The sequence below is a fragment of the Vibrio sp. 10N.261.51.A4 genome, assembly GCF_041471945.1.
Lineage (GTDB): Bacteria > Pseudomonadota > Gammaproteobacteria > Enterobacterales > Vibrionaceae > Vibrio > Vibrio crassostreae_C.
In genome coordinates, this window is the sequence record NZ_JBFRPJ010000079.1 from 84462 (window position 1) to 109759 (window position 25298).

The 25298-nt window shown below is 44.0% G+C and carries 24 protein-coding genes; 10 read left to right on the top strand and 14 right to left on the bottom strand.

What is annotated here, in order from left to right:
- Positions 1-68: 68 nt before the first annotated feature.
- The 6 genes from AB4384_RS17525 to AB4384_RS17550 form a co-directional block, all read right to left on the bottom strand.
- A complete protein-coding gene (locus AB4384_RS17525; protein ID WP_017061927.1) occupies positions 69-248 on the bottom strand; it encodes a hypothetical protein in 180 nt (59 codons plus the stop codon).
- 319 nt (positions 249-567) lie between these two features.
- Positions 568-1017, bottom strand: a complete 450-nt coding sequence (locus AB4384_RS17530; protein WP_017061926.1) for an NfeD family protein — start codon at positions 1015-1017, stop codon at positions 568-570.
- Positions 1018-1020: 3 nt separating this feature from the next.
- Positions 1021-1950: an SPFH domain-containing protein gene (locus AB4384_RS17535; protein ID WP_017063395.1), complete on the bottom strand. Its 930-nt coding sequence runs from the start codon at positions 1948-1950 to the stop codon at positions 1021-1023.
- Positions 1951-2147: 197 nt separating this feature from the next.
- Positions 2148-3002 carry a co-chaperone YbbN gene (locus AB4384_RS17540; protein WP_372129879.1) on the bottom strand — a complete coding sequence of 285 codons (855 nt, stop codon included), beginning with the start codon at positions 3000-3002 and terminating at the stop codon, positions 2148-2150.
- 396 nt (positions 3003-3398) lie between these two features.
- The gene (locus tag AB4384_RS17545; RefSeq protein WP_017061923.1) at positions 3399-4226 is read right to left on the bottom strand and encodes an SDR family oxidoreductase; all 828 of its coding nucleotides are present in this window, start codon (positions 4224-4226) and stop codon (positions 3399-3401) included.
- Between the two features lie 43 nt (positions 4227-4269).
- On the bottom strand, positions 4270-5184 hold the full coding sequence (locus AB4384_RS17550) for a TIGR01777 family oxidoreductase (RefSeq protein ID WP_017061922.1): 915 nt from the start codon (positions 5182-5184) through the stop codon (positions 4270-4272).
- 289 nt (positions 5185-5473) lie between these two features.
- Here AB4384_RS17550 and AB4384_RS17555 point away from each other — a divergent pair, with 289 nt between their 5' ends.
- Genes AB4384_RS17555 through yfcE form a run of 5 tightly spaced genes read left to right on the top strand, consistent with a single transcriptional unit; the run spans position 5474 to position 8336 of the window.
- Positions 5474-6208 carry a DUF1538 domain-containing protein gene (locus AB4384_RS17555; RefSeq protein WP_017072437.1) on the top strand — a complete coding sequence of 245 codons (735 nt, stop codon included), beginning with the start codon at positions 5474-5476 and terminating at the stop codon, positions 6206-6208.
- Positions 6205-6999, top strand: a complete 795-nt coding sequence (locus AB4384_RS17560; protein WP_372129880.1) for a DUF1538 domain-containing protein — start codon at positions 6205-6207, stop codon at positions 6997-6999. Before AB4384_RS17555 ends, AB4384_RS17560 begins: the two co-directional genes overlap by 4 nt.
- Positions 6989-7339 carry a P-II family nitrogen regulator gene (locus AB4384_RS17565; RefSeq protein WP_017062207.1) on the top strand — a complete coding sequence of 117 codons (351 nt, stop codon included), beginning with the start codon at positions 6989-6991 and terminating at the stop codon, positions 7337-7339. The genes AB4384_RS17560 and AB4384_RS17565 overlap by 11 nt, the downstream gene beginning before the upstream one ends.
- Positions 7336-7743 (top strand): CBS domain-containing protein, encoded by a 408-nt coding sequence (locus AB4384_RS17570; protein WP_017062206.1) that lies wholly within the window; start codon positions 7336-7338, stop codon positions 7741-7743. The genes AB4384_RS17565 and AB4384_RS17570 overlap by 4 nt, the downstream gene beginning before the upstream one ends.
- A 47-nt stretch (positions 7744-7790) precedes the next feature.
- Positions 7791-8336: a phosphodiesterase gene (yfcE, locus tag AB4384_RS17575; protein WP_017068995.1), complete on the top strand. Its 546-nt coding sequence runs from the start codon at positions 7791-7793 to the stop codon at positions 8334-8336.
- 24 nt (positions 8337-8360) lie between these two features.
- On the opposite strand, the gene AB4384_RS17580 is transcribed toward yfcE, so the two are convergent.
- The 3 genes from AB4384_RS17580 to AB4384_RS17590 all read right to left on the bottom strand — a co-directional run bounded on the left by AB4384_RS17580 (position 8361) and on the right by AB4384_RS17590 (position 10245).
- Complete coding sequence (locus tag AB4384_RS17580; RefSeq protein ID WP_017062204.1) at positions 8361-8681, bottom strand: SelT/SelW/SelH family protein; 321 nt, start codon at positions 8679-8681, stop codon at positions 8361-8363.
- A gap of 135 nt (positions 8682-8816) precedes the next feature.
- The gene (locus AB4384_RS17585) at positions 8817-9332 is read right to left on the bottom strand and encodes a regulatory protein ToxS (RefSeq protein WP_102393250.1); all 516 of its coding nucleotides are present in this window, start codon (positions 9330-9332) and stop codon (positions 8817-8819) included.
- Position 9333: 1 nt separating this feature from the next.
- A complete protein-coding gene (locus tag AB4384_RS17590) occupies positions 9334-10245 on the bottom strand; it encodes a transcriptional regulator (RefSeq protein ID WP_372129881.1) in 912 nt (303 codons plus the stop codon).
- 271 nt (positions 10246-10516) lie between these two features.
- On the opposite strand from AB4384_RS17590, the gene htpG reads away from it, so the two are divergent.
- From htpG to hemH, 3 genes are all read left to right on the top strand, one after another.
- Entirely contained in the window at positions 10517-12421 is a 1905-nt protein-coding gene (htpG, locus tag AB4384_RS17595) for a molecular chaperone HtpG (protein ID WP_017062201.1), read from the top strand.
- A gap of 389 nt (positions 12422-12810) precedes the next feature.
- On the top strand, positions 12811-13455 hold the full coding sequence (adk, locus tag AB4384_RS17600) for an adenylate kinase (protein ID WP_017062200.1): 645 nt from the start codon (positions 12811-12813) through the stop codon (positions 13453-13455).
- 277 nt (positions 13456-13732) lie between these two features.
- A complete protein-coding gene (hemH, locus tag AB4384_RS17605; protein ID WP_017068992.1) occupies positions 13733-14695 on the top strand; it encodes a ferrochelatase in 963 nt (320 codons plus the stop codon).
- A 90-nt stretch (positions 14696-14785) separates the two neighbouring features.
- Here hemH and AB4384_RS17610 read toward each other — a convergent pair whose 3' ends face one another.
- Positions 14786-16171 (bottom strand): peptide MFS transporter, encoded by a 1386-nt coding sequence (locus AB4384_RS17610; RefSeq protein ID WP_102393253.1) that lies wholly within the window; start codon positions 16169-16171, stop codon positions 14786-14788.
- Positions 16172-16672: 501 nt separating this feature from the next.
- On the opposite strand from AB4384_RS17610, the gene rfaH reads away from it, so the two are divergent.
- Positions 16673-17179, top strand: a complete 507-nt coding sequence (rfaH, locus tag AB4384_RS17615; protein WP_017068990.1) for a transcription/translation regulatory transformer protein RfaH — start codon at positions 16673-16675, stop codon at positions 17177-17179.
- A gap of 78 nt (positions 17180-17257) precedes the next feature.
- Here rfaH and asnB read toward each other — a convergent pair whose 3' ends face one another.
- From asnB to nagA, 4 genes are all read right to left on the bottom strand, one after another.
- On the bottom strand, positions 17258-18928 hold the full coding sequence (asnB, locus tag AB4384_RS17620; protein ID WP_017062196.1) for an asparagine synthase B: 1671 nt from the start codon (positions 18926-18928) through the stop codon (positions 17258-17260).
- Between the two features lie 235 nt (positions 18929-19163).
- Positions 19164-20750 carry a cation:proton antiporter family protein gene (locus AB4384_RS17625; protein ID WP_017062195.1) on the bottom strand — a complete coding sequence of 529 codons (1587 nt, stop codon included), beginning with the start codon at positions 20748-20750 and terminating at the stop codon, positions 19164-19166.
- 83 nt (positions 20751-20833) lie between these two features.
- Positions 20834-22048, bottom strand: a complete 1215-nt coding sequence (locus AB4384_RS17630) for an ROK family protein (protein WP_017062194.1) — start codon at positions 22046-22048, stop codon at positions 20834-20836.
- 2 nt (positions 22049-22050) lie between these two features.
- Positions 22051-23187: an N-acetylglucosamine-6-phosphate deacetylase gene (gene nagA, locus AB4384_RS17635; protein WP_137001203.1), complete on the bottom strand. Its 1137-nt coding sequence runs from the start codon at positions 23185-23187 to the stop codon at positions 22051-22053.
- Between the two features lie 475 nt (positions 23188-23662).
- On the opposite strand from nagA, the gene nagE reads away from it, so the two are divergent.
- Complete coding sequence (gene nagE, locus AB4384_RS17640; RefSeq protein WP_032546287.1) at positions 23663-25213, top strand: N-acetylglucosamine-specific PTS transporter subunit IIBC; 1551 nt, start codon at positions 23663-23665, stop codon at positions 25211-25213.
- The last annotated feature ends 85 nt before the right edge of the window (positions 25214-25298 follow it).

Below are 25298 nucleotides of genomic sequence, written 5' to 3' on the forward strand. Positions count from 1 at the left end.
AGTTCTAAATAATCGTCAGGCAGCAATTTCATTACTAGCCTGACTTTAATCACCTATCACAGCACCTATCACAGCACCTTTCCGCCGTAATGTTTACAGATCAACAGTGGTACATGAGTGACTGCGTTACCATCTGAACACTTAACGATAGGCCCCATGTTTCCGTTACCAGGAGACTGACTGCTCGCTAGAGCGCTTCCAAATGACAAGCTGAAAATAGCCGTTAGAATTATTAAAAAATGTCTCATACAAACTCCATTAGGTTTATCTCTAATTGAGATAATTGAAAGTATGGACAAGGAAAAGAAAATTTCAAAAATTGGACGGACTTAACATTTTTAATAATTATAAATAAGCGAGAGTAAGGTTAACTATTCATATATATATTGGGTAAGAAATCTGGCTTTCTTATACCTTTTTAGCTCAATCAAACTTTTTAGCTTTACGAAATAAGAACTTATTTTTTTTTCAATTCAATCTATCACAATGATAATTCGAATATTATTAAGGTTCAAAAATAGAAAAAGCCTGCATTTATTGAAAATGCAGGCTTCATATAGCTCTTGTTTATAAAGGTTCTATTATTAGAACGATTCCGTCTAAAGCGACAATCTTAATTTCGGTTCCAGATGGAATATCTTGACTGGCCTTTGCTGACCAAGAAGAGTCACCGAACTTAATTCGACAGCTACCTTTCTTTACGTCTTCACTTAAAATAACGGTTTGACCTACCAATTGCTTTTCTCTTTGGTTTAACTCTCGCCCTGCATCCGATTGCTTGTCATTCGAGAGTTGTCTTCTCCACCACAACCAAGTGGTAATAAGAGAGAAGCTAGCAAAGGACAGCCATTGCATCTGCCAACCAATTGGTAATGCTCCTAATAGGGCACCGACCAGCATGGCAGATATGCCTATCCATAAAAAGTAACCAGCGGTTCCAATTAGCTCAAGCGCTAACAATGCTAGACCAAACGCTAACCAATGCCAGTGGTTTACTTGTTCTAGTAATTCGACCATAAGTTAGTCCTTACTACCTTTGTCATTCTTATGTGCAAACATCTCCGCGATACCCGCTACAGAACCCATAAGGCCAGTTGCTTCGAGTGGTAGCATGATGATCTTGCCGTTTTCAGCTTGGCCTATAGATTTCAATGCGTCGGTGTAACCTTGTGCAATGAAGTAATTGACCGCTTGCATGTCACCTTGAGCAATTGCCGTTGATACCATTTCTGTCGCTTTAGCTTCTGCTTCTGCGGCACGCTCACGGGCTTCTGCTTGCAATATTGCCGCTTGCTTCTCACCTTCTGCTTTCAGGATCTCTGATTGCTTGTGGCCTTCTGCTTTCAAGATCTCAGCTTGTCGTACACCTTCTGCTTCTAAGATATCAGCACGTTTATTACGCTCGGCTTTCATCTGGGCATTCATCGCAGCAGTAAGGTCTGCTGGTGGCTGTACGTCTTTAATTTCGATACGGGTGACTTTTACACCCCAAGGGTTTGTCGCTTCATCAACGATGTTCAGTAGCTTGGTATTGATCATGTCACGCTGACTCAGCATCTCATCCAGTTCCATCGAGCCAAGCACAGTACGGATATTGGTGAGGGTTAAGTTACGGATCGCATGTTCAAGGTCATTCACTTCATAAGCTGCCTTAGGCGCGTCGATAACTTGAACAAAGCAAACCGCATCGATAACCACATTTGCATTATCTTTGGAGATGACTTCTTGTGCTGGGATGTCGAGAACACGCTCCATCATGCTGATGCGCTGTCCAACTTTATCAATAAATGGAATGATTAAGTTAAGACCCGGTTTAAGGGTGTGTGTGTATCGCCCGAAGCGTTCAACGGTCCAGTTGTTGCCTTGTGGAACGGTTTTTACGCCAGCGAAGATAAATAACAGTGCGACGGCAGTAAAGACGCCGATAGTAATCAAGGTATCAATAGGCATACAAAATCCTTTGCAAGTTTGAGTTTTTGATAGTTCAGTATTGATACTGGCTCATATTTAAATTCTGAGCAAATTTATAAACGAGAAATGGGCCATAAAATATTGATTTTATGGCCCATTTTACATTCTATTATGCGATAAACTAATTGATTGAATTGTCAATTTTCGATGTTTAATCTACGGCTTTTTAGGTTTAACTAGTAAAGCAGAGAGTACAGTTGTCGACGGTACTTACTGGCAACTGGGTTACCTTGTCCAAGCGCACTCAAGATGTCCATGAACTCTTTCTTCATATCACCATCGAGAGCATTAAGATCTTTGGCTAGGAAAGACCATAATAGATCCATAGCTTCTTCACTGCGGTTCACTTGGTGATATTGCAATGCTAATTCAGATGCTGTTTTAGCGTCGCTCGGATTTTGCTGAAGAGCTGCTTCTAATGCTTGTATTTCAGGGCTGTCTGCTGCTTGTTTATGAAGTTCAAGCTTTGCAACTAAGCCTTTGTAGTAGTTGTCTTGGTACTCAAGAGGGATAGTTGCTAGCTGAGTTTCAGCAAGGTCAAATTGTTGCGTTTCTAACAAACACTCTGCGATCGCCAGTTTTACTTCACCTTTATTCGTCAGCTCTGCTGGAAGTTGCTGCATTGCTGCTAGTGCCTGTGTGTGCTCGCCAGCTTGCATTTGCTCAAGAGCCTGACGTAAAGCAAGTTCATCTTGGCTAGGAAGGTGTTTGCTGAGCATATCGACAATAGCTTCTGTGCTTTGAGGGCCACCGAGCCCATCGACTGGCTGACCATTAACAAACAGTGCAATAGTGGGCAGTGCTTGAACACCAAACTGGCTAGCAATAGCTTGCTCTTGTTCGCAATTGAGCAGGGCTAAGGTGAAGGCACCGTTGTATTGCTGAGTTAAAGTTTGCAGTTCAGGAATGACTTGGGCGCTCTCTTGGCTCATTGGTGCCCAAAAATGGATGAGTACAGGGGTCTGCATCGAACCTTCTAATACTTGACGAAAGTTCTGCTCATTAAGTTCAACAATATGCGGAGATTGCATTTACGTTCCTTGAGGTTTGTTTTGTGGATACGTTGCAAATATGGGGGGATTAGTCGGTAACTTCAAGATCTAACTCGGTTATCTCGGATAAAAAGAACCAAAAATAGAAAAACGCTATGCTTCGATGTTGATATAATTGTTATCTCAACATGGAAGGCATAGCGTTATCATCGAGGTAGTCAGTGAGGCGTTGCGTGAGATACTCAAAACAGAATAAACAACGTAATCGCCAGACCCACACCTACCCAATTAAGGCGGTTTAAAGTCATGAGATTTCCAGAGTAGAACCATCAATTGGGAATAACTGATGGGATAGGATAATCATGACATCTTATTGTTACGGAAAAATTACATCGTTACATTAAAGTTTGCGACTCTGCATTCAAAGTTAGTAATTTATGCAGCTTTTCTCAAAATAGGGTCTAGCAAGCGACTCGGTAGAATCCTTTTCAATACCGCGAACACTTTAGTCGGGGTCGTAACTCGGTATCTTAGCTTGGGTTTGTCGGCGGTGAGAGCATGGAATACCGGCTCAATACAACTTTCTGGAGGCAGGACAAAAGCGTTATTCGATGATTCTTTTTCGAGTCGATCTTTTTGTTGTTGGTAAGCGTCTTGGTGGGCGCTGCCAGAAATGTTGATCCATTTATTGAACGCTTTCAAGGCATTGGTTCTAAATTGAGTCTCAATTGGCCCTGGTTGCAGTAATGAGATCTGTATACCGCTGCCATGCAGTTCTAATCGTAAGGTATCTGTCCAACCCTCAATCGCGAATTTAGAAGCATTATAAGCACCACGATACTTCATGGCTGCAAAACCTAATACGGAACTGTTTTGTACGATTCGACCTTCGCCACGCTCGCGCATGTGCGGAAGGATCTGACAGACGAGATGATGCCAACCAAAGAAGTTGGTTTCGAATTGTTCTCTGAGTCCTTGGGTCGGTAAGTCTTCTAGTGCCCCTGCTTGACCGTAAGCACCGTTATTGAATAATCCATACAATCCATTAGGTGCGAGATCAATAGCAAGCTTGGCGCCATGCTCAATACTTTCTTGGTTGGAAAGATCTAATTGAATACAGGTGAGGCCTTCATCTTGAAGGCGTTGAACATCTTGTGGATCACGACAAGATGCAATGACATGAAAACCACGCTTTTGAAGTGCATGAGCACATGTATAGCCAATACCTGTTGAGCAACCGGTAATCAGAATCGACTTGTTCACACTTAATCCTTTATTAGAGTCTCTATCGCTCTAGGGTAAAGAATTAGTCTTGATGTTGTAACAAGTTTTTTAGTGCTGGCTCGATTCTTGAGTAACTAAAGATGAATCCCATCTCAGTGAGTTTCTTCGGCTTGGAGCGAATGCTGTCAAATAGCAAACAAGATGATTCCCCCATGAGAATCGACATTGCCCATTTCGGCGTGAATAAGAAATGCGGTCGGCCTAATTGTTTCGCTAACGTGCTGCTGAACAGTTTGTTGGTCACAGGGTGAGGGGCACACATATTGAATTCCCCTTGAGCGTGAGGGATAGACAACAAGTGATTGATGGCTCTCACCATATCGAGAATGTGAATCCATGGCATGTACTGGTCACCTGAACCTAGTGGACCACCGACGCCGAGCTTATAAGGCAATAGCATCTTCTTGAGTGCGCCGCCATTCTCGCCAAGTACAACCCCTGTTCGCAGTAGTATCACGCGTGTGCTTTCTGATTGTGCTCTCTTGGCTATCTCTTCCCAGTGGGCACAGACTTTATGAGGAAAGCTTTCATCTTCTACTTGCAGTGACTCGTCAAATGGGTGCTGCTGTTGATCGCCATAGTAGCCGACGGCTGAACCGCTAATAAAAGCGTGTGGCGGGTTGTTACTGGCATGAATTAATTCGACCAGCTTTTCAGTGATGTGCCAGCGGCTGTTACAGATCCTCTCTTTTTGCTCTGTACTCCAACGCTTATCGGCAATCGGTTCACCCGCGAGGTTGACCACCACATCAAAGTCATTGAGATCACTGAGCTCATCAAGGGATTGAATGTAATGAAGGTTGTTCTGGTTGAGGTGATTTAGGTTTTGCTTCGCATTTTCAGGACTCCGCGTCAGCAATGTCACGTCGTCAGTGTTCCAACTCTTGACCAATTCAGAGCCAATAAATCCAGTACCACCCGTTAACAATATCTTCATACTAATCTCCCTATTAAACATAATTATAGACATGGCTTGTTTTTAGTCGCCAATCAATACGAAAAAATCACTATAACGATCATAAGGTTTCAATCGTGTGATGCCCAAATTACGCCTTTTTCAATTTACAAAGGAGTGAAATTAAATTCATCAAGTCAGGATGTGTACCGTCATCACACTTATGCACTTTACTCGGATATGTTACCAACTGCGTAATATTTGTCACATAAGCAATGATAAGGATTTGCCATGATTATTATTAATTCATAATCAGCGACAAGGAATTGCGATGACGGCGGTGCTTGCTTTGTTTCGATCCATGTTAGGTAGCCTGAGGGATCTATTGCCAATCGTGGCGGTAATCGCTTTCTTCCAGCTTGCTGTCTTACAAGAGCCACTTCCTCATCTTTTATCTATTCTGACTGGCTTAGTGCTCGTCGTTTTTGGACTCACTTTCTTTATCTTTGGCCTTGAAATGGGGTTGTTTCCAATTGGCGAATCGATGGCTCAAGCATTTGCCAGAAAGGGGAGTGTGTTCTGGTTATTGATCTTCGCTTTTTGTTTGGGTTTTGGTACTACCATAGCCGAGCCAGCGTTAACCGCAGTCGCTGCCGAAGCCGCAGAAGTGGCAGCTGAGGGAGGTGTAATCCCCAATACGTTAGATGAAATGGAGCAGTATGCCAATGGCCTGCGCTTTACTGTGGCACTGTCAGTCGGTATCGCTATTTTACTCGGTGTGCTGAGAATCTTAAAAGGTTGGCCAATCCAGTACATGATCATCGGTGGATATATTGGAGTGGTCGTGCTCACTGCATTTGCTCCGGAAAACATCATTGGAATTGCGTATGACTCTGGTGGAGTAACGACATCGACGATCACCGTCCCATTAGTAACTGCGTTAGGGGTGGGTTTAGCCTCGGCAATTAAAGGGCGTAATCCGATGATAGATGGTTTTGGGTTGATCGCGTTTGCTTCGTTGCTGCCGATGATGTTTGTCATGGTGTACGGGATGGTGGTGACATGATCAGTGTTCAACAATTTATCGACACCTTTCTCGGCACTGTGATGGATGTGATCCCGATTGCGATCATCATCTTCGGTTTTCAGTTGGCGGTATTACGAAAGCCAGTCAATAACCTAGCCAAAGTGCTGATCGGTTTCTTCTACGTCATTCTTGGCTTATCACTCTTTTTGATGGGATTGGAACTCGCGTTATTCCCTCTAGGGGAGACGATGGCAATGCAACTCACCGAGCCAAGTTTTTTGACTGAGTTTAAGATCAGTTCTGGTCTTGCTTTGGCTTGGTTTGATTATTACTGGGTCTATCTTTTCGCGTTTTGTATTGGTTTCAGCACCACGATAGCCGAGCCCTCTTTGATTGCTGTAGCGATTAAGGCGAACCAAGTTTCCGGTGGCAGTATCAGCGTCAATGGGCTGAGGATCGCCGTGGCATTGGGCGTTGCTATCGGTATCTCACTGGGCAGCTACCGTATCGTTGCGGGTGACCCGATCCACTACTACATCATTTTTGGTTATGTCGTCGTGGTCATTCAAACCTTTTACGCCCCAAAACTCATTATTCCATTGGCCTACGATTCGGGTGGCGTCACTACATCAACGGTGACAGTCCCTTTAGTGACGGCGCTCGGGCTTGGACTCGCTTCAACCGTACCAGGAAGAAACCCTGTTATTGATGGCTTTGGGTTGATCGCCTTTGCCAGCTTATTTCCCATCATTTCAGTGATGGGCTATGCCCAAATAACACAATGGTTAAACCGTTTACACATCTCTAAGGAGAGCAAAGATGCGCTTTAAACTTATCTTAGCGTTTGTAGAAGAGAGCAAGACCGACACTGTGCTCGATGCCGCGCGTGATGCGGGCGCGACTGGAGCAACGGTGATTAACAACGCCAGAGGGCAAGGCTTAAACCAAAAAACCACCTTCTTTGGCCTAACGCTAGAGGTACAAAAAGATGTGTTGCTGTTTGTGGTTGAGGAACACTTAGCGAGGCATATTCTTGAAACTATTGGCGAAGTCGGTGAGTTTGACCAGGAGTCAGGACAAGGTATAGCGGTGCAGATCGATATCGAAGACGCAGTCGGGGTTGCGCATCAAGTCGAGACGTTAACAAAGGTTGTGGAGGATGAGCTATGAGTACCAGTGAAAAGATCCGAGTAGGCGATGTCATGGCCAATACGTATGTGATTATCGATGGGCTAACCACGGTGTTAGAAGCGATAGAGATGGCTAAAAAGCACAAAGTGAAGGCAATCATTGTCGATAAACGCCACGAAGATGACGAATACGGCATCGTATTGATGAATGACATTGCCAAGAAAGTACTGGCTAAGAACCGATCTCCAAAGCGAACCAATGTTTATGAGATCATGACCAAGCCAGCGCTAAGCGTGTCTGCTGAGATGAACGTAAAGTATTGCGCTCGCCTGTTTGAACGCTTTGGTATCAGTCGTGCGCCAGTAGTTCGTGATAACAAGATAGTCGGTATGGTTAGTTACAATAATATCGTGATCAACGGTATGGCGAGAGATGACGTGTAGCATTTAGATACGTACAATAGGCTCATAAATTTTATGGAGAAGTACGTGTGAAATTATTTTTTGCTTCAGACCTACACGGTTCGCTGCCAGCAACAGAAAAGGTATTAGAACTCTACCAAGCGTCTGGTGCGCAATATTTAGTTCTATTGGGTGACATTCTGAATCATGGACCAAGAAACCCGATCCCAGAAGGGTATAACCCGCCGGCGGTTGCAGATAAGTTGAATGCGTTTTCTCAAGAGATCATTGCTGTTCGTGGTAACTGCGATAGCGAAGTGGATCAGATGTTGTTGTCTTTTCCAATGATGATGGATTACTCGTGGGTGCTATTAGAATCAGGCCAGCGTATCTTCCTAACGCATGGCCATTTGTACAACACCAATAAACGCCCTGCGTTGAAGGCGGGCGATATCATTGCACACGGTCATACCCATATTCCTGTCGCCGAATACCAAGATGACATCTTTATCTTTAACCCTAGCTCGGTGACATTCCCACGAGAGGGACACGCGGCAAGCTATGGCATCTATGAAAACAATACCTTCAAAGTCATTAGCCTTGAAGGTGATGTTCTCGTGAGTGGTCAGCTTTAACTCATTGGATCGGCTGTGAAAGGCTTATTTTGAGTCCACGTGGCCGAGATCTCTGTCTGGAGCAATGATGTTTCGTACTCTTTGCTTCAGAACTTTCGCCTCTGGAAAACCGTCATCTGCTTTTCTTTCCCAAATCTGCACACCATTACAAAAGATTTCGAACCTGCCTCCTGTGTCTGGGTGTAAGCTCACTTGTTCAATTTCTTCGCTGAAGGTATGCAGTAGCTCTTGGCATAACCAACTAGAGCGAAGCATCCAATTGCATTGACGGCAATAGTGTATCGCGATTGTGGCTTTTGTTGCTGTCTCTTTCGCTGGCGCCAGATTAGGTTGTTCCGTTTTCATGGTTAATCCTTAAAATGCTACATCCGTAATTTGATACCAGCGGCTAACAAAAAAGGGGCTTCATGCCCCTTTTTTCTATTGGTTTACCGTTTCATGGTATTCAGCTATTCATAAACAGTAAATAGCGATCCAATCTTAGTTTGAAAACAATACGGTAGAACCATGATTTAAGCTAGTCAGTAGCAGTGCCTTCGGGTTAACAATATCTATGCGGCGGCTTTGCTCTGCGTCCATCTTAATGACTTGAGTGATCAGCTCTAGCTGTTCTTCTGAAAAGTCTTGGCGCTGAGCCGAGGTCACATCTTTAAACTCCGTTGGCGAAATCAGTAAGTAGTTATCGTTAATATCCCACTGACCCGTTTCAGAGATGTTGATGACATTCGCAGGCTCAGTTTGATTACCGTAAAGTCTAACCACTGACATTCTTAAATATGTACCATTTGGTAGGTATTTCGCATTCGATGATAGTTCAACTCTACGAAGTGGGCCTATTGAGTCAGCTTGCTTGTTATCGCTAATCAGCGTCACCATTCTCGACTGCCATTCATGCTGAGTGAGCAAGCGCTCTACTTTTGCATTGCTGCTCCAATATAGCCAACCACTCAAAAATGCCGATAGAACCAGTAAGATAATCGATACTTTTAATTTCATGTTACTTACCACCGTTACAAATGTCGTTTACATCCGACTGGTTTGCGTAAATTCTTAGGGTTACATTTTCGCTCGAGTAATCTTGCGGGTGAATGTAATTGAGGGCAAGGTTATTGGTTTGTCCTCCTGTAGCGATCACTTCAGCCGGCTTTAACACACCAGTGTGACTCGTGTTGTAACTTAATACACACTTTTCTATTGCTGGCAGCCAACTGCTGAGGTCTGGGTGGTTAACCGGTGATTGAACCTTTACACCATCCACTTCAGTCAAAACCGTGAACTCGGACTCCACCGGGGTAGTAAACGTTAAAACGAGAATCGGCATGATGAAAGCGGCAAGCAGTAACCAAAATGTTAACCATTTATTGGTGCTTTTAGCCGGAGCTACAACAGGAGCGGTTGCTGGTTCTACTGCCACTTTAGTTTGTTGAACTTTTGTAATTGGCTCAGGTTCAAATGTGTCAGTGATTGTTTGTTCAGTCGCTGCAGGCGTTGCAAACGTTAGGATAGGTTCAACGTCATTTTCTGCAATTTCAGCGGCTACTGGCTGATCATTTGATGACAGTGGCGCAGAGCGCTCAACGGTCGCAATAAATTGGTAACCGCGCTTCGGTACTGTCTTTACGAATTCAGGAGATTTAGTCGAGTCTTTGAGCATCTTTCTCAGAGTCGATACGGCTTGCGTTAAGCTTGAGTCATCCACCTCAAAGCCTTGGTCTCGCCAAACATACTCATGCAATTCATTACGAGTGATAACTTCATTAGGCCTTTCTGACAGCATCAAGAGAATGCGGCTTTCATTGCTACCAAGACGTACGACTTCACCGTCGCTCATTTGATCGACAAGTGAATTGCTGTTTGGGTCGAATACGAACCGTTGTGCGAGAATAAACTTTGTGCCGATATTACTCATTGAATTCTTCTATTTTGGATTGTTTTGGGGGGCGAAATAGACAAATCTCAGGTGAAGTTCCGTTAATTCTTCACCAAATCATGGCTTATTTTATGTTCTTTTATATTTATCAGGCTCAAGGATAATAAAAACAGATAAAAAAAACAGTGTTTTTATGATTTTTGACCTTGAATTTACATTTGTCATCCTCATGTTAATGAACAGAAGAGTGGCATCAAGTGTTACGCCCCTATGATTATTCAACATAAAGTATAGATGTTTTGGAGTAAAAATGAGCGAAACGGCAACGCAAAATAAAGAGACTCGTGGCTTTCAATCTGAAGTAAAACAACTACTTCATCTAATGATTCACTCACTGTATTCAAATAAAGAAATCTTTCTACGTGAGCTGATCTCTAACGCATCTGACGCGGCTGATAAGCTTCGTTTTCAAGCTCTATCGAACGGTGACCTTTACCAAGGTGATGCAGATCTAGGTGTAAAACTTTCTTTCAACGCGGAAGCAAACACGTTAACCATTTCTGATAACGGTATCGGTATGAGCCGCGACAACGTTATTGAGCATTTAGGTACGATTGCTAAGTCAGGCACTGCAGATTTTTTCTCAAAGCTGTCTGAAGACCAAAGCAAAGACTCTCAACTGATTGGTCAATTTGGTGTGGGTTTCTATTCTGCATTCATCGTCGCAGACGCGGTAACGGTTCGCACACGTGCAGCTGGCCTGCCGAACAATGAAGCTGTTCAGTGGCACTCTGCAGGTGAAGGCGATTACACAATCGAAGACATCACTAAAGAGTCTCGTGGTACTGACATCGTTCTGCACATGCGTGAAGACGGTAAAGAGTTCTTAAATGAGTGGCGTCTGCGTGAAGTGATTGGTAAATATTCTGACCACATCGGCATTCCTGTTTCTATCTTCACAGCAGTGAAAGATGACGAAGGTAAAGACACCGAAGAGAAACATTGGGAACAGATCAACAAGGCGCAAGCACTTTGGACTCGTAACAAGTCTGATATCGAGAAAGAAGAGTACCAAGAGTTTTACAAACACGTATCTCACGACTTTGCTGATCCACTAACCTGGAGCCACAACAAGGTTGAAGGTAAGAACGATTACACAAGCCTGCTTTACATCCCAGCGAAAGCACCTTGGGACATGATGAACCGTGACCACAAGAGTGGCTTGAAACTTTACGTGCAGCGTGTATTCATCATGGATGACGCAGAGCAGTTCATGCCATCTTACATGCGTTTCGTTCGTGGCTTGATTGACTCAAACGATCTGCCATTGAACGTGTCTCGTGAAATCCTGCAAGACAACAAGGTAACTCAGTCTCTTCGTGGCGCATGTACCAAGCGTGTACTGACTATGCTTGAGCGCATGGCGAAGAATGACAATGATAAGTACCTAGAGTTTTGGAAAGAGTTCGGCCTAGTATTGAAAGAAGGCCCGGCTGAAGATATGGCGAACAAAGAGAAGATCGCTGGTCTACTTCGTTTCTCGTCAACGGAAGTGGATTCTGCTGAACAAACCATCAGCCTAGAATCTTACGTTGAGCGCATGAAAGAAGGCCAAGATAAGATTTACTACCTGACAGCAGATAGCTACGCTGCCGCTAAGAACAGCCCACACTTGGAGCAGTTCAAAGCTAAAGGTATTGAAGTGGTTCTAATGTACGATCGTATTGATGAGTACGTAATGAACTACCTGACTGACTTCGACGGTAAACAGTTCCAATCGATCACTAAAGCAGGCTTAGACCTAAGCAAGTTTGAAGGTGAAGAAGAGAAAGAGAAGCAAAAAGAGACAGAAGAAGAGTTCAAATCTGTTGTAGAGCGCACTCAATCTTACCTAGGTGGTCGTGTTAAAGAAGTTCGTACGACCTTCAAGCTAGCAACAACACCTGCGGTTGTTGTGACTGACGACTTCGAAATGGGCACGCAAATGGCGAAGCTTCTTGAAGCTGCGGGTCAAGCGGCACCGGAAGTGAAGTACATCTTCGAGATTAACCCTGAGCACGCACTGGTTAAACAGATGGCTGACGAAGCAGACGAGCAAGCGTTTGGTCGTTGGGTTGAGTTGCTACTTGGTCAAGCGATGCTGGCTGAAAAGGGCTCAATGGAAGATCCGTCACAATTCTTGGGTGCAATCAACGAGCTACTAACAAAGCGTTAGTCTTTCGACTTTAGGTTAAGCCAACAATTACAATAAAAAGCTCGCAAATGCGGGCTTTTTTTTATGAACGTCGTTGAAAATTGACCTAACGTGGTCAACGTCACCGTTATCGTCATAACAAATGTTGTCGATGCATTCTTTAGTCGTAAATTCAGCCAAATTGAATATTAATGTGATAGAATGCTCGACCTAATCAGCTGGGGCTAAGAAGCGACTATCTCCAGTTGTATGATTTTTAAACGTTATACCGAAACTTACCGTTTTGCTTCTGTTCACAGTTTTGCTTAGCCTCAATGGTTACTTAACGCTTTCTGTTCATCCTAAAAATGAGCAAGAATGGAGGGATAGTGAGCTTCGGTATAAATCATAATTTTATAAGAGGATTAAACATGCGCATCATTCTTCTAGGTGCTCCTGGCGCGGGTAAAGGTACTCAAGCTAACTTCATCATGAACAAATTTGGTATCCCTCAAATTTCAACTGGTGACATGCTACGTGCTGCTATCAAAGCGGGTACTGAGCTTGGTAAGCAAGCAAAATCAGTAATCGACGCTGGTCAGCTAGTTTCTGATGAAATTATCCTTGGTCTTATCAAAGAGCGTATCGCTCAAGATGACTGTGAGAAAGGTTTCCTACTAGACGGTTTCCCACGCACAATCCCACAAGCTGATGGCCTAAAAGAAATGGGCATCGCTGTTGATTACGTTGTTGAATTTGACGTAGCTGACGATGTGATTGTTGAGCGTATGGCTGGTCGTCGTGCTCACCTTCCTTCTGGTCGTACATACCACACTGTGTACAATCCGCCTAAAGAAGAAGGTAAAGATGACGTAACGGGTGAAGACCTAGTGGTACGTGATGACGACAAAGAAGAAACAGTTCGTGCACGTCTAGGTGTATACCACGATCAAACAGCTCCGCTAATCTCTTACTACGGTAAAGAAGCTGAAGCAGGTAACACTCAGTACCTTAAGTTTGACGGTACTAAGCAAGTTGCTGAAGTTAGTGCAGAACTTGAGAAAGCACTAGCATAATTGGCTAACAGCCAGTTTTAGAATTTGATATATTGGAAGCGACCTTAAGGGTCGCTTTTTTTGTTTCAATTTTTAGTACGATACCAATCTATATAACTTGATTGCACATGATTCAGAACGGTTCAGACCCGACGGCAGTGGCTAGCAATTGAGAGTGGATGTTGTGTATCTCATATGAAGAATGATTATTCAGACTTTCATTGAGGCGCAATGATCTTAAACTTATGCAGATTAGTATATTACTTTCCAGAAAATCACATATTGGTCTCAGGTATCTATGGAAAATAATAAAAAGCAGGGCGTTTTACTGGTGAACTTAGGAACGCCAGATGCGGCGACCCCCGCTGGCGTTCGTCGATTTTTGAGTGAATTCTTACACGACAAGCGAGTTGTAAACCTAACGCGTTGGCTTTGGTGTCCTATATTACATGGCGTGATTTTACCGATTCGCTCGCCTAAAGTTGCTAAGCTGTATCAGTCTGTCTGGATGGATGAGGGCTCACCACTGCTTGTGTACTCTCAAAGACAAGCTGAAAAGCTCCAGAAAAAACTAGAGATGCCTGTTGCACTGGGTATGACCTATGGCAACCCAAGCCTAAAGACTGGTGTTGAGCAACTGATGGAGCAGGGCGTTGAGGACATCATCGTACTGCCTCTGTATCCGCAGTACTCTGGCACAACCACAGCAGCGGTTTCTGATGGTTTGACCAAAGCCTTTAAGCAGATGCCAGTTATCCCGAGCTATCGCTTTATTCGCGACTACTACGCGCACCCAAGCTATGCAAAAGCATTGGCTGAAAGCGTCCGCAGTCATTGGGATAAAAATGGCAGAGCCGATCATTTAGTGTGTTCTTTCCACGGTATTCCGAAGCGACTGGCTGATGAAGGCGATATCTACCCTCAGCATTGTGAAGCGACAACAAAGCTGCTTGCGGCAGAGTTAGGTTTGTTAGCGGACGATATCACCATGACATACCAATCGCGATTTGGTCGAGAAGAGTGGTTGAAGCCATACACTGACGAGACACTTGAGTCACTGCCGAGTAAAGGCATCAAGAAGATCGACATCATGGCACCTGCCTTTTCGGTTGACTGTTTGGAAACGTTGGAAGAGATTTCAGACCAGTGTAAAGAGACGTTCATTGACGCTGGTGGTTCGGACTTTAGCTACATTATGTGTCTGAACGACAGAGACTCACACATCGACATGATGGCTGAACTAGTGGCGCTTCATCGCTAACTGATATGGCGATTGAATAGATAACAAAAGGGCTGCTCATTGAGCAGCCCTTTTTGATCTTGATGTTTCTTCTTGAAATCGATCTAGCTATTAAGCGACCGAAGTTTCTGCTTTTGGTTCTGCTTCAAGCGTCATGTTGGTTTCTACACCATGCATCCATGATACAAGCTTACCAGCACAAAGCAGCAGTAATATGGCACTCACCGTTGCTGTGATAGCAATACCACTGAAGATTGACATAGCACCAAGCTCACCAACGTGAGAACCGACCAGGCCTGCCACGTAGTTTGCCACCGCATTGAAGCCAAACCATGCACCCATCATCAATGATGCTAGGCGAAGCGGAGCTAACTTAGTGACCAACGACAGGCCAATAGGCGATAGACAAAGCTCACCAAGGGTATGGAAGAAGAAAGCACCGACTAGCCATAGCATTGATGTTTTCACGGTTAGGTCACCGCCTTGCTCCATTACCGCGCCCATCATGCACACAAAGCCCAGTGCTAAGAAGAACAATGCCATTGCAAACTTAACAGGAGAGTTGGGTTCACGCTTACCCAGTTTCACCCAGAACGCAGCAATGATTGGAGCAAGTGTAATGATGAAGAATGGGTTCAAAGATTGGAACCACGCAGCAGGAACTTCAAAGCCACCAATCATACGGTCAGTATATTGTTGAGTGTAGATGTTCATTAGGCCGCCAGCTTGTTCAAAGCCCGCCCAGAAAACAATCACGAACAGACCCATGATAAGAATCACTTTTAGTCTGTCGAACTCTTCTTTGGTCAGTGGCGCTTTTTCTTTAGATTTGTTTAGTGCTTTCGCTCTTGCAGCAGCAGGTACAGAACCGATGTTGCCCAACCAAGACTGAGCCATTGTCACTTGCATGATCAAGCTAATAACCATACCAATACCAGCGGCTAGGAAACCTGCTTTCCAACCGAATGAATCGACAGCAGCACCTGAAATTAAGCCACCAAGCAGCGCACCTAAGTTGATGCCCATGTAGAAAATGGTGAAAGCACCGTCACGGCGGTTATCGCCTTCTTGGTACAGATCGCCAACCATGGTTGAGATGTTCGGCTTAAACATACCGTTACCACTGATTAGCAGTGCTAAACCAAGGTACAGCGCGTTCACTTGGTCTAAACCGATGAAGCCGTTAGGTAGAGCCATTGTAAATTGGCCAAGTGCCATCAATACACCGCCAATCATAATTGATTTACGCTGACCTAGGTAGTTATCGGCAATCCAGCCACCAATTAATGGTGTGATGTAGACTAAGCCGGTGTAAATACCGTAGAGATCGAGTGCGTCTTTCGTTGACCAACCCAGTCCACCGTTGAGGGTAGTGTCAGTCAAAAATAAGACAAGGATGGCACGCATCGCATAGTAAGAGAAACGTTCCCATAGCTCTGTGCTAAAAAGTAGAAATAGGCCTCTAGGGTGGCCAAAGATGTTGTGGTTGCTTGGCATAAGTTTTACTAATTTTAGGTATTAAAAGATTTTATAGTCATTCATGTATACACAGTGGGATAAAAGTCTGCAATAGACTTATTTTATGGTCACGACAACTTGGTTTAACTAAGATGTTGATATTAAATATCTTTATTTTTAATGTTGCCCATTTTAGATGTGCTGCAAACTAATTTTCCAGATTTGAGTTGGTTGGTTAATAACCTTCATTAAAGTTGTGTTGAATTAAAATCTTTAGATATATTGCTCTGGTGTATCATTTTGAGTTTTAAGGGAGTGGCATGCGCATTAGGTGGGGCATACATATGCTTACAACAATGAGTCTTTTGATCTCTAAATGATCTCTGTACAATGCTTAACCACTCCGACACCTATAACTTTTTGTTGATAAATTGGTCTGCTACGCATTATTTTTCGTTAGCAACGATTCATTTTATTAATGGTGATTTAACCGTTTTAGGCATGTGGTAAAATATCTAAAAATATAAAATGGCTAGTCAAATGAAACGTTGGTATTTGCTTTACTGTAAGCGTGGTGATCAAAAACGCGCTCAGCAGCACTTAGAGAATCAGGGGGTAGAGTGCTTTTACCCTCAAATAGAAGTCGAAAAGGTGGTGAGAGGGAAAGAAAAGCAGGTCAAAGAACCGCTGTTTCCGTCTTACATCTTTGTTCGCTTCGACTATGAGCAAGGTCCTAGCTTCACGACCGTTCGTTCAACACGTGGCGTTGTGGACTTTATTAAGTTCGGTTCACTGCCGCACGAGGTCCAAGGAGACTTGGTGTTTGAACTTAAAGAGTTTGAGAAGTGCTGCAGTAACGAAGTGGAAGATTGTTGTGTTGAGTTTGAATCTGGACAGGTAGTTAAGATTCAGAGTGGCCAATTTGCTGGGGTTGAAGCTATTTTCGATCAGAAAGACGGTGAGGCTCGATCGATTATGCTGGTGAAAATGATCAGCCAAGTCGTTCCAATCAGTATTGAGAACGAAGCACTACAAGCTCGCGCATAACTGCAGTAATAAAAATAGGCTTAAAACAAAAGGCGCATAATGCGCCTTTTTTAGTCTTTAGGATTTGTTCAAAACGCTCTAAGCGTTGTAAGCATCGTTGTGAACGGCTTGTACTGCACGGCCTGATGGGTCGACACAGTTTTTGAATGACTCATCCCACTCAATCGCTTTCGCTGATGAACAAGCAACTGAAGGACCACCAGGTACACACTCTGCCGCAGATTCTAGAGGGAATAGCTCCTCAAAGATTTCACGGTAAGCATAACCTTCTTTGGTTGTTGGCGTGTTGTAAGGGAAACGGAACTTAGCAGCTTCCATTTGTTGATCCGTTACTTTTGCTTCAGCCGTTGCTTTCAATGTATCAATCCAATCGTAGCCAACACCATCAGAGAACTGCTCTTTTTGACGCCATGCGATTGAATCTGGTAGGTAGTCTTCAAAACACTCACGCAGGATGTGTTTCTCCATCTTACCGTTACCGCACATCTTATCTTCAGGGTTCAGACGCATTGCGACATCGATGAACTCTTTATCCAAGAATGGTACACGGCCTTCAACACCCCATGCCGCTAGCGATTTGTTTGCACGAGCACAGTCGAACATGCTTAGAGCAAGCAGTTTACGTACTGTCTCTTCGTGGAACTCTTTCGCGTTTGGCGCTTTATGGAAGTACAGGTAACCACCAAAGATTTCATCAGCACCTTCACCTGAAAGTACCATCTTGATGCCCATCGCTTTGATCTTACGAGCCAGCAAGTACATTGGCGTTGATGCACGAATCGTCGTTACATCGTAAGTTTCGATATGGTAGATAACGTCACGGATTGCGTCTAGGCCTTCCTGAATAGTGTAAGTCATCTCATGGTGCACAGTTCCGATCTTGTCCGCAACTTCACGAGCAGCGATAAGGTCTGGTGCGCCTTCAAGACCAACAGCGAACGAGTGCAGTTGTGGCCACCAAGCTTCAGATTGCTCATCATCTTCGATACGCATTGCCGCAAAGCGTTTTGCAACTGCTGAAGTAATTGATGAATCCAGGCCACCAGATAGAAGTACACCGTAAGGAACGTCAGTCATTAGTTGACGTTTAACGGCTGCTTCTAGCGCTTCAGTCAGTTCTTCTTTGCTTGTGCTGTTGCCTTGTACCGCAGCGTACTCGTTCCAATCGCGGATGTAGTAGCGTTGAGGTTCAGCATCTTTCGAAGAGTAGAAGCTACCTGGAGGGAATTCACTGATCGTCTTACATACTTCAACCAATGCTTTCATCTCTGAAGCCACGTAGTAGTTGCCGTGCTCATCGTAACCTTGGTAAAGCGGGATGATACCAATATGGTCGCGGCCCACTAGGTACTCGTCTTTCTCTTCGTCGTATAAAACGAATGCGAAAATACCGTTAAGCTCTTCTAGAAGGTCTGCACCCATCTCTTGGTATAGCGCTAGGATAACTTCACAGTCAGAATCAGTCTGGAACTGGTACTTATCTTCATAGCGTGCACGAAGTTCTTTGTGGTTATAAATTTCACCGTTTACTGCAAGAATGTGCTTTTTGTCTTGACTGTATAGTGGTTGAGCACCACTGTTCAAGCCAACAATAGCAAGACGTTCATGAGCAAGGATTGCTTTTTCACCAGCATAGATACCAGACCAGTCTGGACCACGGTGACGAAGCTTCTTAGACATTTCTAAAGCAATAGGGCGAAGTGCTGCGGCATCACTTTTAATGTCGAGAATGCCAAATACTGAACACATAGAACTTCCTTTTAAATAATTTCCAAATCAACTGCATTCAATTTGCCATTCTGGCTAAAAAAAGCAACCGGATGTGAGCAAAAAAATAATATAAAGGGTGTTCTGTTAGAAATTATCTAATTTTTATGTGCTTTTGGTGTGTGATGTTTAATTGCGGTTGGTTTTTTAAACAAAAACCTCTCAAAAGTGCGATAAATAGGCAGTTTTGAGAGGTTTAGTTGAACACTGTCTAATACTAGATTTTATTGATATTTGGATTTAACTGTTCGCAAACGTGGCGAGCAAAACCACTACCAGCCTCGCTGTAAATGTTAAATGCCGCATCAACGCCATTCTCTTTCAGTGTTTCGAGTTGATCGGGATATTCAGCAATAGCCGCAATTTGGCCTTTAAAGTTACGTGACTTTAATTGTTCTAAAGCGGTTTGATTACCTTGGTGGTGAGGCATTGCCAAAATCACCAGCTTTACGTTTGCTGTATCTAGAATTCGCTCCCAAAAATCTGGGTCAGTCGCGTCGCCAGAAATCACGTTTCTGCCTTGGCTTCTGTGGTTGTGCGCGGCTTCTTCACGCACTTCTACACCTAGGCTGACCTTGCCATAGCGAGTACGTAATTCGTCATAAGCACCGGTACCAATTCGGCCCATACCTAGAATAAGCACTTGGGCACGACCAGGGTCAATTCGCTTATCACGTCGGTGAAGCTTTTCTGACGCATGCTCTTTTAGCCATTTACCTGACTGCTGATAAAGCTTATGACCAGCTCGGTTTAAAGGAGCAGCGATTAGAAAAGACAGTGAAACTGCAATGGCAACGGCAACTAAGATATCACCCGACATCCAACCCATCTTGAAGGCGAGACCACCAACGATGAGGCCAAACTCGCTATAGTTAAACAGTGATAGCGAGGCAAGTAGAGACGTTCGAACACGGAACTTGAAGCGGTTGAGTACCAAGAAGTAGAGAACACCTTTCACTGGCAGCATCAGCAAGAACAAGATTGCGAGCATAAAGCCTTGAATGGTTGGTTGCTCTGACAGACCAATATTCAAGAAGAAACAGACAAGGAAAAGTTCTTTAAGGTTAAACAGCGACTTTGATAATTCTGAGGCTTTTGGGTGACCAGCAAGTAACATACCTAGAACAAGAGCCCCCAAATCTGGTTTCACACCAACCAAATGGAATAAACCAGCACCGACGACTAATGCGAAGAAGATGCCGGAAAGAACCAGCATCTCACCGTGACCAACCCAATCGAGCACTTTGTAGAACAGTGGGCGTAATAAGGGTAGGGCAAACAGAGCAATTGCATACCACTCAGGTATTTTGCCCGTAGAAGCCGTTAAGAATACTACGGCGAAGATATCCTGCATGACCAATATACCAATCGCTAACGTTCCGTAGGTCGCATTCATTTCGCCTTTCTCTTGCAGAGTCTTAACCGCAAATACAGTACTAGAGAATGAAAGAGCAAAACCGAGCAGAACGATCTGTTCTACCGACATGGCAGCTAGCGATGAAATACCTAAGAACTTAAAGCCAAACAGGGCGACGGCGAAAAACAGAGTGGACAAAAGGTTGTGGATTGTCGCGCCAGCCCAGATCTCTTTAGAGAGTAGGGTTTTGATATCGAGCTTTAAGCCGATAGTAAATAGAAGCAGCGTGACACCAAGGTCAGCTAAAGTAATGATGGTGTCATTGGTTTCAAAGCCAAAGGCAAAAAGCCCAAAGCCTGCAACCAAAAAACCAACTAATGGGGGAAGGTGACACTTTAAAGCAATAAATCCTGCGATAAACGCAGTGGATATTAATATAAGTTCCATAACTTGTTGTTGTAGTTCCCTAGCTTAAAAAAACGGGCCGTGTTTATACAAACACGGCCCGCGGAAAATCAGAATTGTTTTCTCTAGTCTTCGAGAAGCTTCTGCAGTAACACGCCGTTAAGCATGGCGCGCTTAATCATAGCAAAAGCTCCCATCGTAGGATGTTTATCGATCTGTGATGCTACAATAGGCAGGCCGCTATGGAAAGTCGTTAACGACTGATTCTCTACATTGCGCTTAATTGCAGGAAAAACAATCTCTTGTGCCTTGGTAATATCACCAGCAATGATAACTTTTTGAGGGTTAAATAAGTTAATCGTCATCGCGATAGCCTTACCTAACTGGTTTCCTACTCGAACTAAGCTTTGCTTGGCTAGCTCATCACCATTAATCGCGTGGTCACAAACGTCTTGAATCGTAATATGCTCAAGCTCTGTTAAAGAAGACTCATAGCCTTGTTTAATCAGCTTCTGCACGCGTTCAACGATAGCTGGGTTTGCCGCTACTGTTTCAAGACAGCCGAAGTTACCACATTGGCATTGCTCGCCTAGCGGATCAATTTGGATATGACCAATTTCACCCACATTACGGTTATGACCTAGGAAAACCTGACCATTAACGATAATACCTGCACCTGTACCACGGTGAACACTGACCAAAATAGAATCTTGGCTATCTTTACTTGCACCGAAGTAGTGCTCAGCAAGCGCCATTCCACGAACATCGTTACCAACAAAACAAGCAACATGGAATGTATCGCGAATAATGTCGCTTAATGCGAGGTTATCGATGTCGGTATTCGGCATGTACTCAACAACACCGGTCGTTGGGTTAACCAAGCCTGGAAGCGTGACACCAATAGCAATCAGTTGATCGATCTTTGGTTGATGCTCAGCAATGAAAGCTTTGAGGTTATTGACCAAGCCTTGGGTAAGGTCTGATTGGTCTGAATAATTCAGGTCTTGCTGTTGGAAAGCCAATTCACGACCACCAAGGTCATGCAGGCTTATTTGAATGTAGTCTCGACCCAAACGCACAGCAACAGAATGAAAAGGCTCTACTTCTGTGGTTAGGGAGATAGCGCGTCTACCGCCAGTAGACGCTTGCTGCGCAACCTCTTTAATTAGGCCGCGCTCTAAAAGTTGGCGGGTAATTTTTGTAACACTTGCCGGTGCGAGTTGGCTTACATCAGCCACTTGTATACGACTGATAGGCCCCTGTTGGTCTATAAGTCGGTATACCGCCGCACTGTTTAGTTGTTTAACTAAGTCTACGTTACCTATTTGTCCGCCATTCATACTTAATTGTGCTCGTATTGTCCGTTAACAACAGTCGCTTTAACGTTAAAGTCTCGGTCAAATACAGCTAGGTTTGCAACCATGCCTTTTTTGATTCGACCTAGCTTGCTTTCTACACCGATAGCCGTAGCTGGGTATAGCGTAGCCATGCGAAGAGCTTCGTCTAAAGCGATACCAGCGTGCTCAACTGTATTCTGAACTGCTTCAATCATAGTCAGAGCTGAGCCGCCCAGTGTGCCGTTTTCATCAACACACTTACCATCACGGTAATATACTTTCTTACCGACAAAAATAAAGTATTCCATGTCAGCACCTGCAGGAGCTGTGGCATCCGTCACTAATACCAACTTTTCTCCCTTGATTTTATGCGCAATTCTGATGTTTGCGTAATCAACGTGGAAGCCGTCGGCAATAATGCCAGCGTAAACCTCAGGAGTATCGTAAATCGCGCCAACAACGCCAGGCTCACGACCAACCATCGGCGTCATTGCATTGAACAGGTGAGTGGCGAACGTGATACCAGATTCGAAACCTTGACGCGCTTCTGCGTAAGTTGCGTTGGTGTGGCCGATAGAAACGACAACGCCAGCTTTGTGCAGGCGTTCGATGTGTTCAGGGTCGTTAAGCTCTGGAGCCAATGTTACTTTTGCAACAAGGTCACGGTTCTCACAGATAAGCTCAATCATTTCGTTGTCAGATTTACGAATGTGATCGACGCTATGGATGCCTTTTTTCACAACGTTTAGGTAAGGGCCTTCAAGGTGCAGACCTAAAGATTGGTTTTGGTACTGGTTATGGTATTCACGAGCTGCCGTAATAACCGCACGCATATCTTCGTCTGAAGAGGTGATAAGCGTTGGTAGGAAGCTAGTACAGCCAGATTTCAGGTTTGCTTTGTGCATGATCTGCATGGTTTCTGCAGTGATCTCATCGTTAAGCATTACACCGCCACAACCATTCAGTTGTAGGTCAATGAAACCTGGGCTTAGGTTTGCTCCGTCTAGGTCGCGAAGCTCGATTCCTTCTGGCAATTCAGAGATAGGACAGACTTTTTTGATCAGTTCGTTTTCGATTACAACAGCATGATCGGTTAGAACATCACTACCAGTGTAAATTTTACAGTTACTTAGCGCGTACATAGTCAGCTAATCCTTATTTCGTGAGATCTTTTAAATTCGTTCGTTACCTAAATGCGGACTTAGTTTGCGAGCATCATTTACGTAACGATTTATCTTTTATGGGCAAACGGCTTCAAAATGAGAAGCGATTTAAGTTGTTGAAAAACATATGAACAATTGATTTTTATTATACATTTAGGTCCATCAATAATGATTATTCACGGTGCTCTATAAGCCCGGAGTTACCATCTTTTTGCCTAATGATTAGATTTGGATTTTATCCATAAATGTTCATTTTTTTGAATGATAAAATAAGTTTTATGATCTCGCTAGCAAAAACCTCTGGATTTGGTAAAAACTGGTGATTAGGATCACAAATGGTAAGGTTTTAATTTGCGGAGCAAAATTAATTGAATACACTGAATAGGACTAAATTGAGCGACTAAAATAAGTTTCTCAAACGAATTCTAAAAAATCCTATAGGGGGAAACAACTGGTGAATATTCTAGGATATGCGCAGAAGCTTGGTAAGGCGTTAATGCTACCAATCGCAACGCTTCCGATTGCGGCATTGCTGCTACGTCTGGGTCAACCAGACTTACTCGATATCGCATTCATGGCATCTGCTGGTAACGCAATCTTCAGTCAACTACCATTATTGTTTGGTTTGGGTATAGCTATTGGTCTTTCTAAAGACGGTAACGGCGCAGCAGGTCTTGCTGGTGCAGTTGCTTACTTTGTTCTGACAGCAACCGCAACAAACATCGATGCTAGTGTAAATATGTCATTCTTCGGCGGTATCTTTGCAGGTATCATCGCAGGTCACTCTTACAATGCATTCCACGCGACTCGTCTTCCAGAGTGGCTAGCATTCTTCTCTGGCAAACGTCTAGTTCCTATTATGGCTGGTCTATTTGCTCTAGTTGCTGGCGCAATCTTTGGTGTTGTATGGCCTGCTGTTCAATCTGGTCTAGATGCACTTGCTCACGCAGTTTCAACGTCTGGCGCTATCGGTCAATTTGTTTACGGTACTCTTAACCGTGCACTTATCCCAGTAGGTCTACACCATGTACTGAACTCGTACTTCTGGTTCGGTATGGGCTCTTGTCAAGAGATCGTAGTTGCTGCAGAAGGCTTCTCTCAACTTTGTGTTGACCCTGCTCTAGCTAAAACTTTAGTTGTTGGTCAAGAGTACACATTTGAATTTGCTAACTCAGTTAACCCAGAAATTGTTGCAACTGTTAAAGAAGTAACTGAAACAGTTAAATCTGGCGACCTACACCGTTTCTTCGGCGGCGATAAAGGCGCTGGCGTATTCATGAACGGTTTCTTCCCAGTAATGATGTTCGGTCTACCAGGTGCTGCACTTGCAATGTACCTAGCTGCTCCTGCTGAAAAACGTAGCCAAGTTGGTGGCGCACTATTCTCAGTTGCATTCTGTTCATTCCTAACAGGTATCACAGAGCCGCTAGAATTCATGTTCGTATTCCTAGCTCCTGCTCTATACGCAATGCACGCTGTATTTACAGGTTTGTCTCTAGTAGTTGCTAACATGTTTGGTACTCTGCACGGTTTCGGTTTCTCTGCTGGTCTTATCGACTTCGTATTGAACTGGGGTCTAGCAACTAAACCATTCGTACTACTACTAATCGGTCTTGGCTTCGGTGCTCTATACTTCTTCACTTTCTCTTTCGCAATCCGCGCTTTCAACTTGAAATCGCCAGGTCGTGAAGATGATGACGAAGCTGTTGCAGCTCCTGCTGGCGACGCACCAAAGGGCGACCTTGCACGTCAATACCTGAAAGCTCTAGGTGGTCACGACAACCTAACTTCAATCGACGCTTGTATCACTCGTCTACGTCTAACTCTTAAAGACCGCTCTGTTGCAGATGAAGTTGTTCTTAAGAAACTTGGTGCTAAAGGTGTGGTTAAACTAGGTGAAAACAACCTACAGGTTATCCTAGGCCCACTAGCTGAAATCGTAGCTGGCGAAATGAAAGCTATTGGTGCAGGCGAAGACCTATCTGATGTAAAACTTCCACAGTAAGGGAAGTACTTAGTTAAGACGTAAAGTTACTCTTAAGTAAGTGTCAAATTGAAAGCCTCCCACATGGGCTGTCTCTTATACACAA

Bases quoted from the DNA above. Each gene is read 5' to 3' on its own strand.
- AB4384_RS17580 (WP_017062204.1), bottom strand. From the start codon at position 8,681: ATGAAAACGGAACAACCTAATCTGGCGCCAGCGAAAGAGACAGCAACA.
- adk (WP_017062200.1), top strand. From the start codon at position 12,811: ATGCGCATCATTCTTCTAGGTGCTCCTGGCGCGGGTAAAGGTACTCAA.
- AB4384_RS17630 (WP_017062194.1), bottom strand. From the start codon at position 22,048: ATGAATGGCGGACAAATAGGTAACGTAGACTTAGTTAAACAACTAAAC.
- rfaH (WP_017068990.1), top strand. From the start codon at position 16,673: ATGAAACGTTGGTATTTGCTTTACTGTAAGCGTGGTGATCAAAAACGC.
- AB4384_RS17570 (WP_017062206.1), top strand. From the start codon at position 7,336: ATGAGTACCAGTGAAAAGATCCGAGTAGGCGATGTCATGGCCAATACG.
- AB4384_RS17550 (WP_017061922.1), bottom strand. From the start codon at position 5,184: ATGAAGATATTGTTAACGGGTGGTACTGGATTTATTGGCTCTGAATTG.
- htpG (WP_017062201.1), top strand. From the start codon at position 10,517: ATGAGCGAAACGGCAACGCAAAATAAAGAGACTCGTGGCTTTCAATCT.
- hemH (WP_017068992.1), top strand. From the start codon at position 13,733: ATGGAAAATAATAAAAAGCAGGGCGTTTTACTGGTGAACTTAGGAACG.
- asnB (WP_017062196.1), bottom strand. From the start codon at position 18,928: ATGTGTTCAGTATTTGGCATTCTCGACATTAAAAGTGATGCCGCAGCA.
- AB4384_RS17610 (WP_102393253.1), bottom strand. From the start codon at position 16,171: ATGCCAAGCAACCACAACATCTTTGGCCACCCTAGAGGCCTATTTCTA.
- AB4384_RS17585 (WP_102393250.1), bottom strand. From the start codon at position 9,332: ATGAAATTAAAAGTATCGATTATCTTACTGGTTCTATCGGCATTTTTG.
- AB4384_RS17535 (WP_017063395.1), bottom strand. From the start codon at position 1,950: ATGCCTATTGATACCTTGATTACTATCGGCGTCTTTACTGCCGTCGCA.
- AB4384_RS17625 (WP_017062195.1), bottom strand. From the start codon at position 20,750: ATGGAACTTATATTAATATCCACTGCGTTTATCGCAGGATTTATTGCT.
- AB4384_RS17555 (WP_017072437.1), top strand. From the start codon at position 5,474: ATGACGGCGGTGCTTGCTTTGTTTCGATCCATGTTAGGTAGCCTGAGG.
- AB4384_RS17540 (WP_372129879.1), bottom strand. From the start codon at position 3,002: ATGCAATCTCCGCATATTGTTGAACTTAATGAGCAGAACTTTCGTCAA.
- AB4384_RS17565 (WP_017062207.1), top strand. From the start codon at position 6,989: ATGCGCTTTAAACTTATCTTAGCGTTTGTAGAAGAGAGCAAGACCGAC.
- AB4384_RS17590 (WP_372129881.1), bottom strand. From the start codon at position 10,245: ATGAGTAATATCGGCACAAAGTTTATTCTCGCACAACGGTTCGTATTC.
- AB4384_RS17560 (WP_372129880.1), top strand. From the start codon at position 6,205: ATGATCAGTGTTCAACAATTTATCGACACCTTTCTCGGCACTGTGATG.
- AB4384_RS17530 (WP_017061926.1), bottom strand. From the start codon at position 1,017: ATGGTCGAATTACTAGAACAAGTAAACCACTGGCATTGGTTAGCGTTT.
- AB4384_RS17525 (WP_017061927.1), bottom strand. From the start codon at position 248: ATGAGACATTTTTTAATAATTCTAACGGCTATTTTCAGCTTGTCATTT.
- nagA (WP_137001203.1), bottom strand. From the start codon at position 23,187: ATGTACGCGCTAAGTAACTGTAAAATTTACACTGGTAGTGATGTTCTA.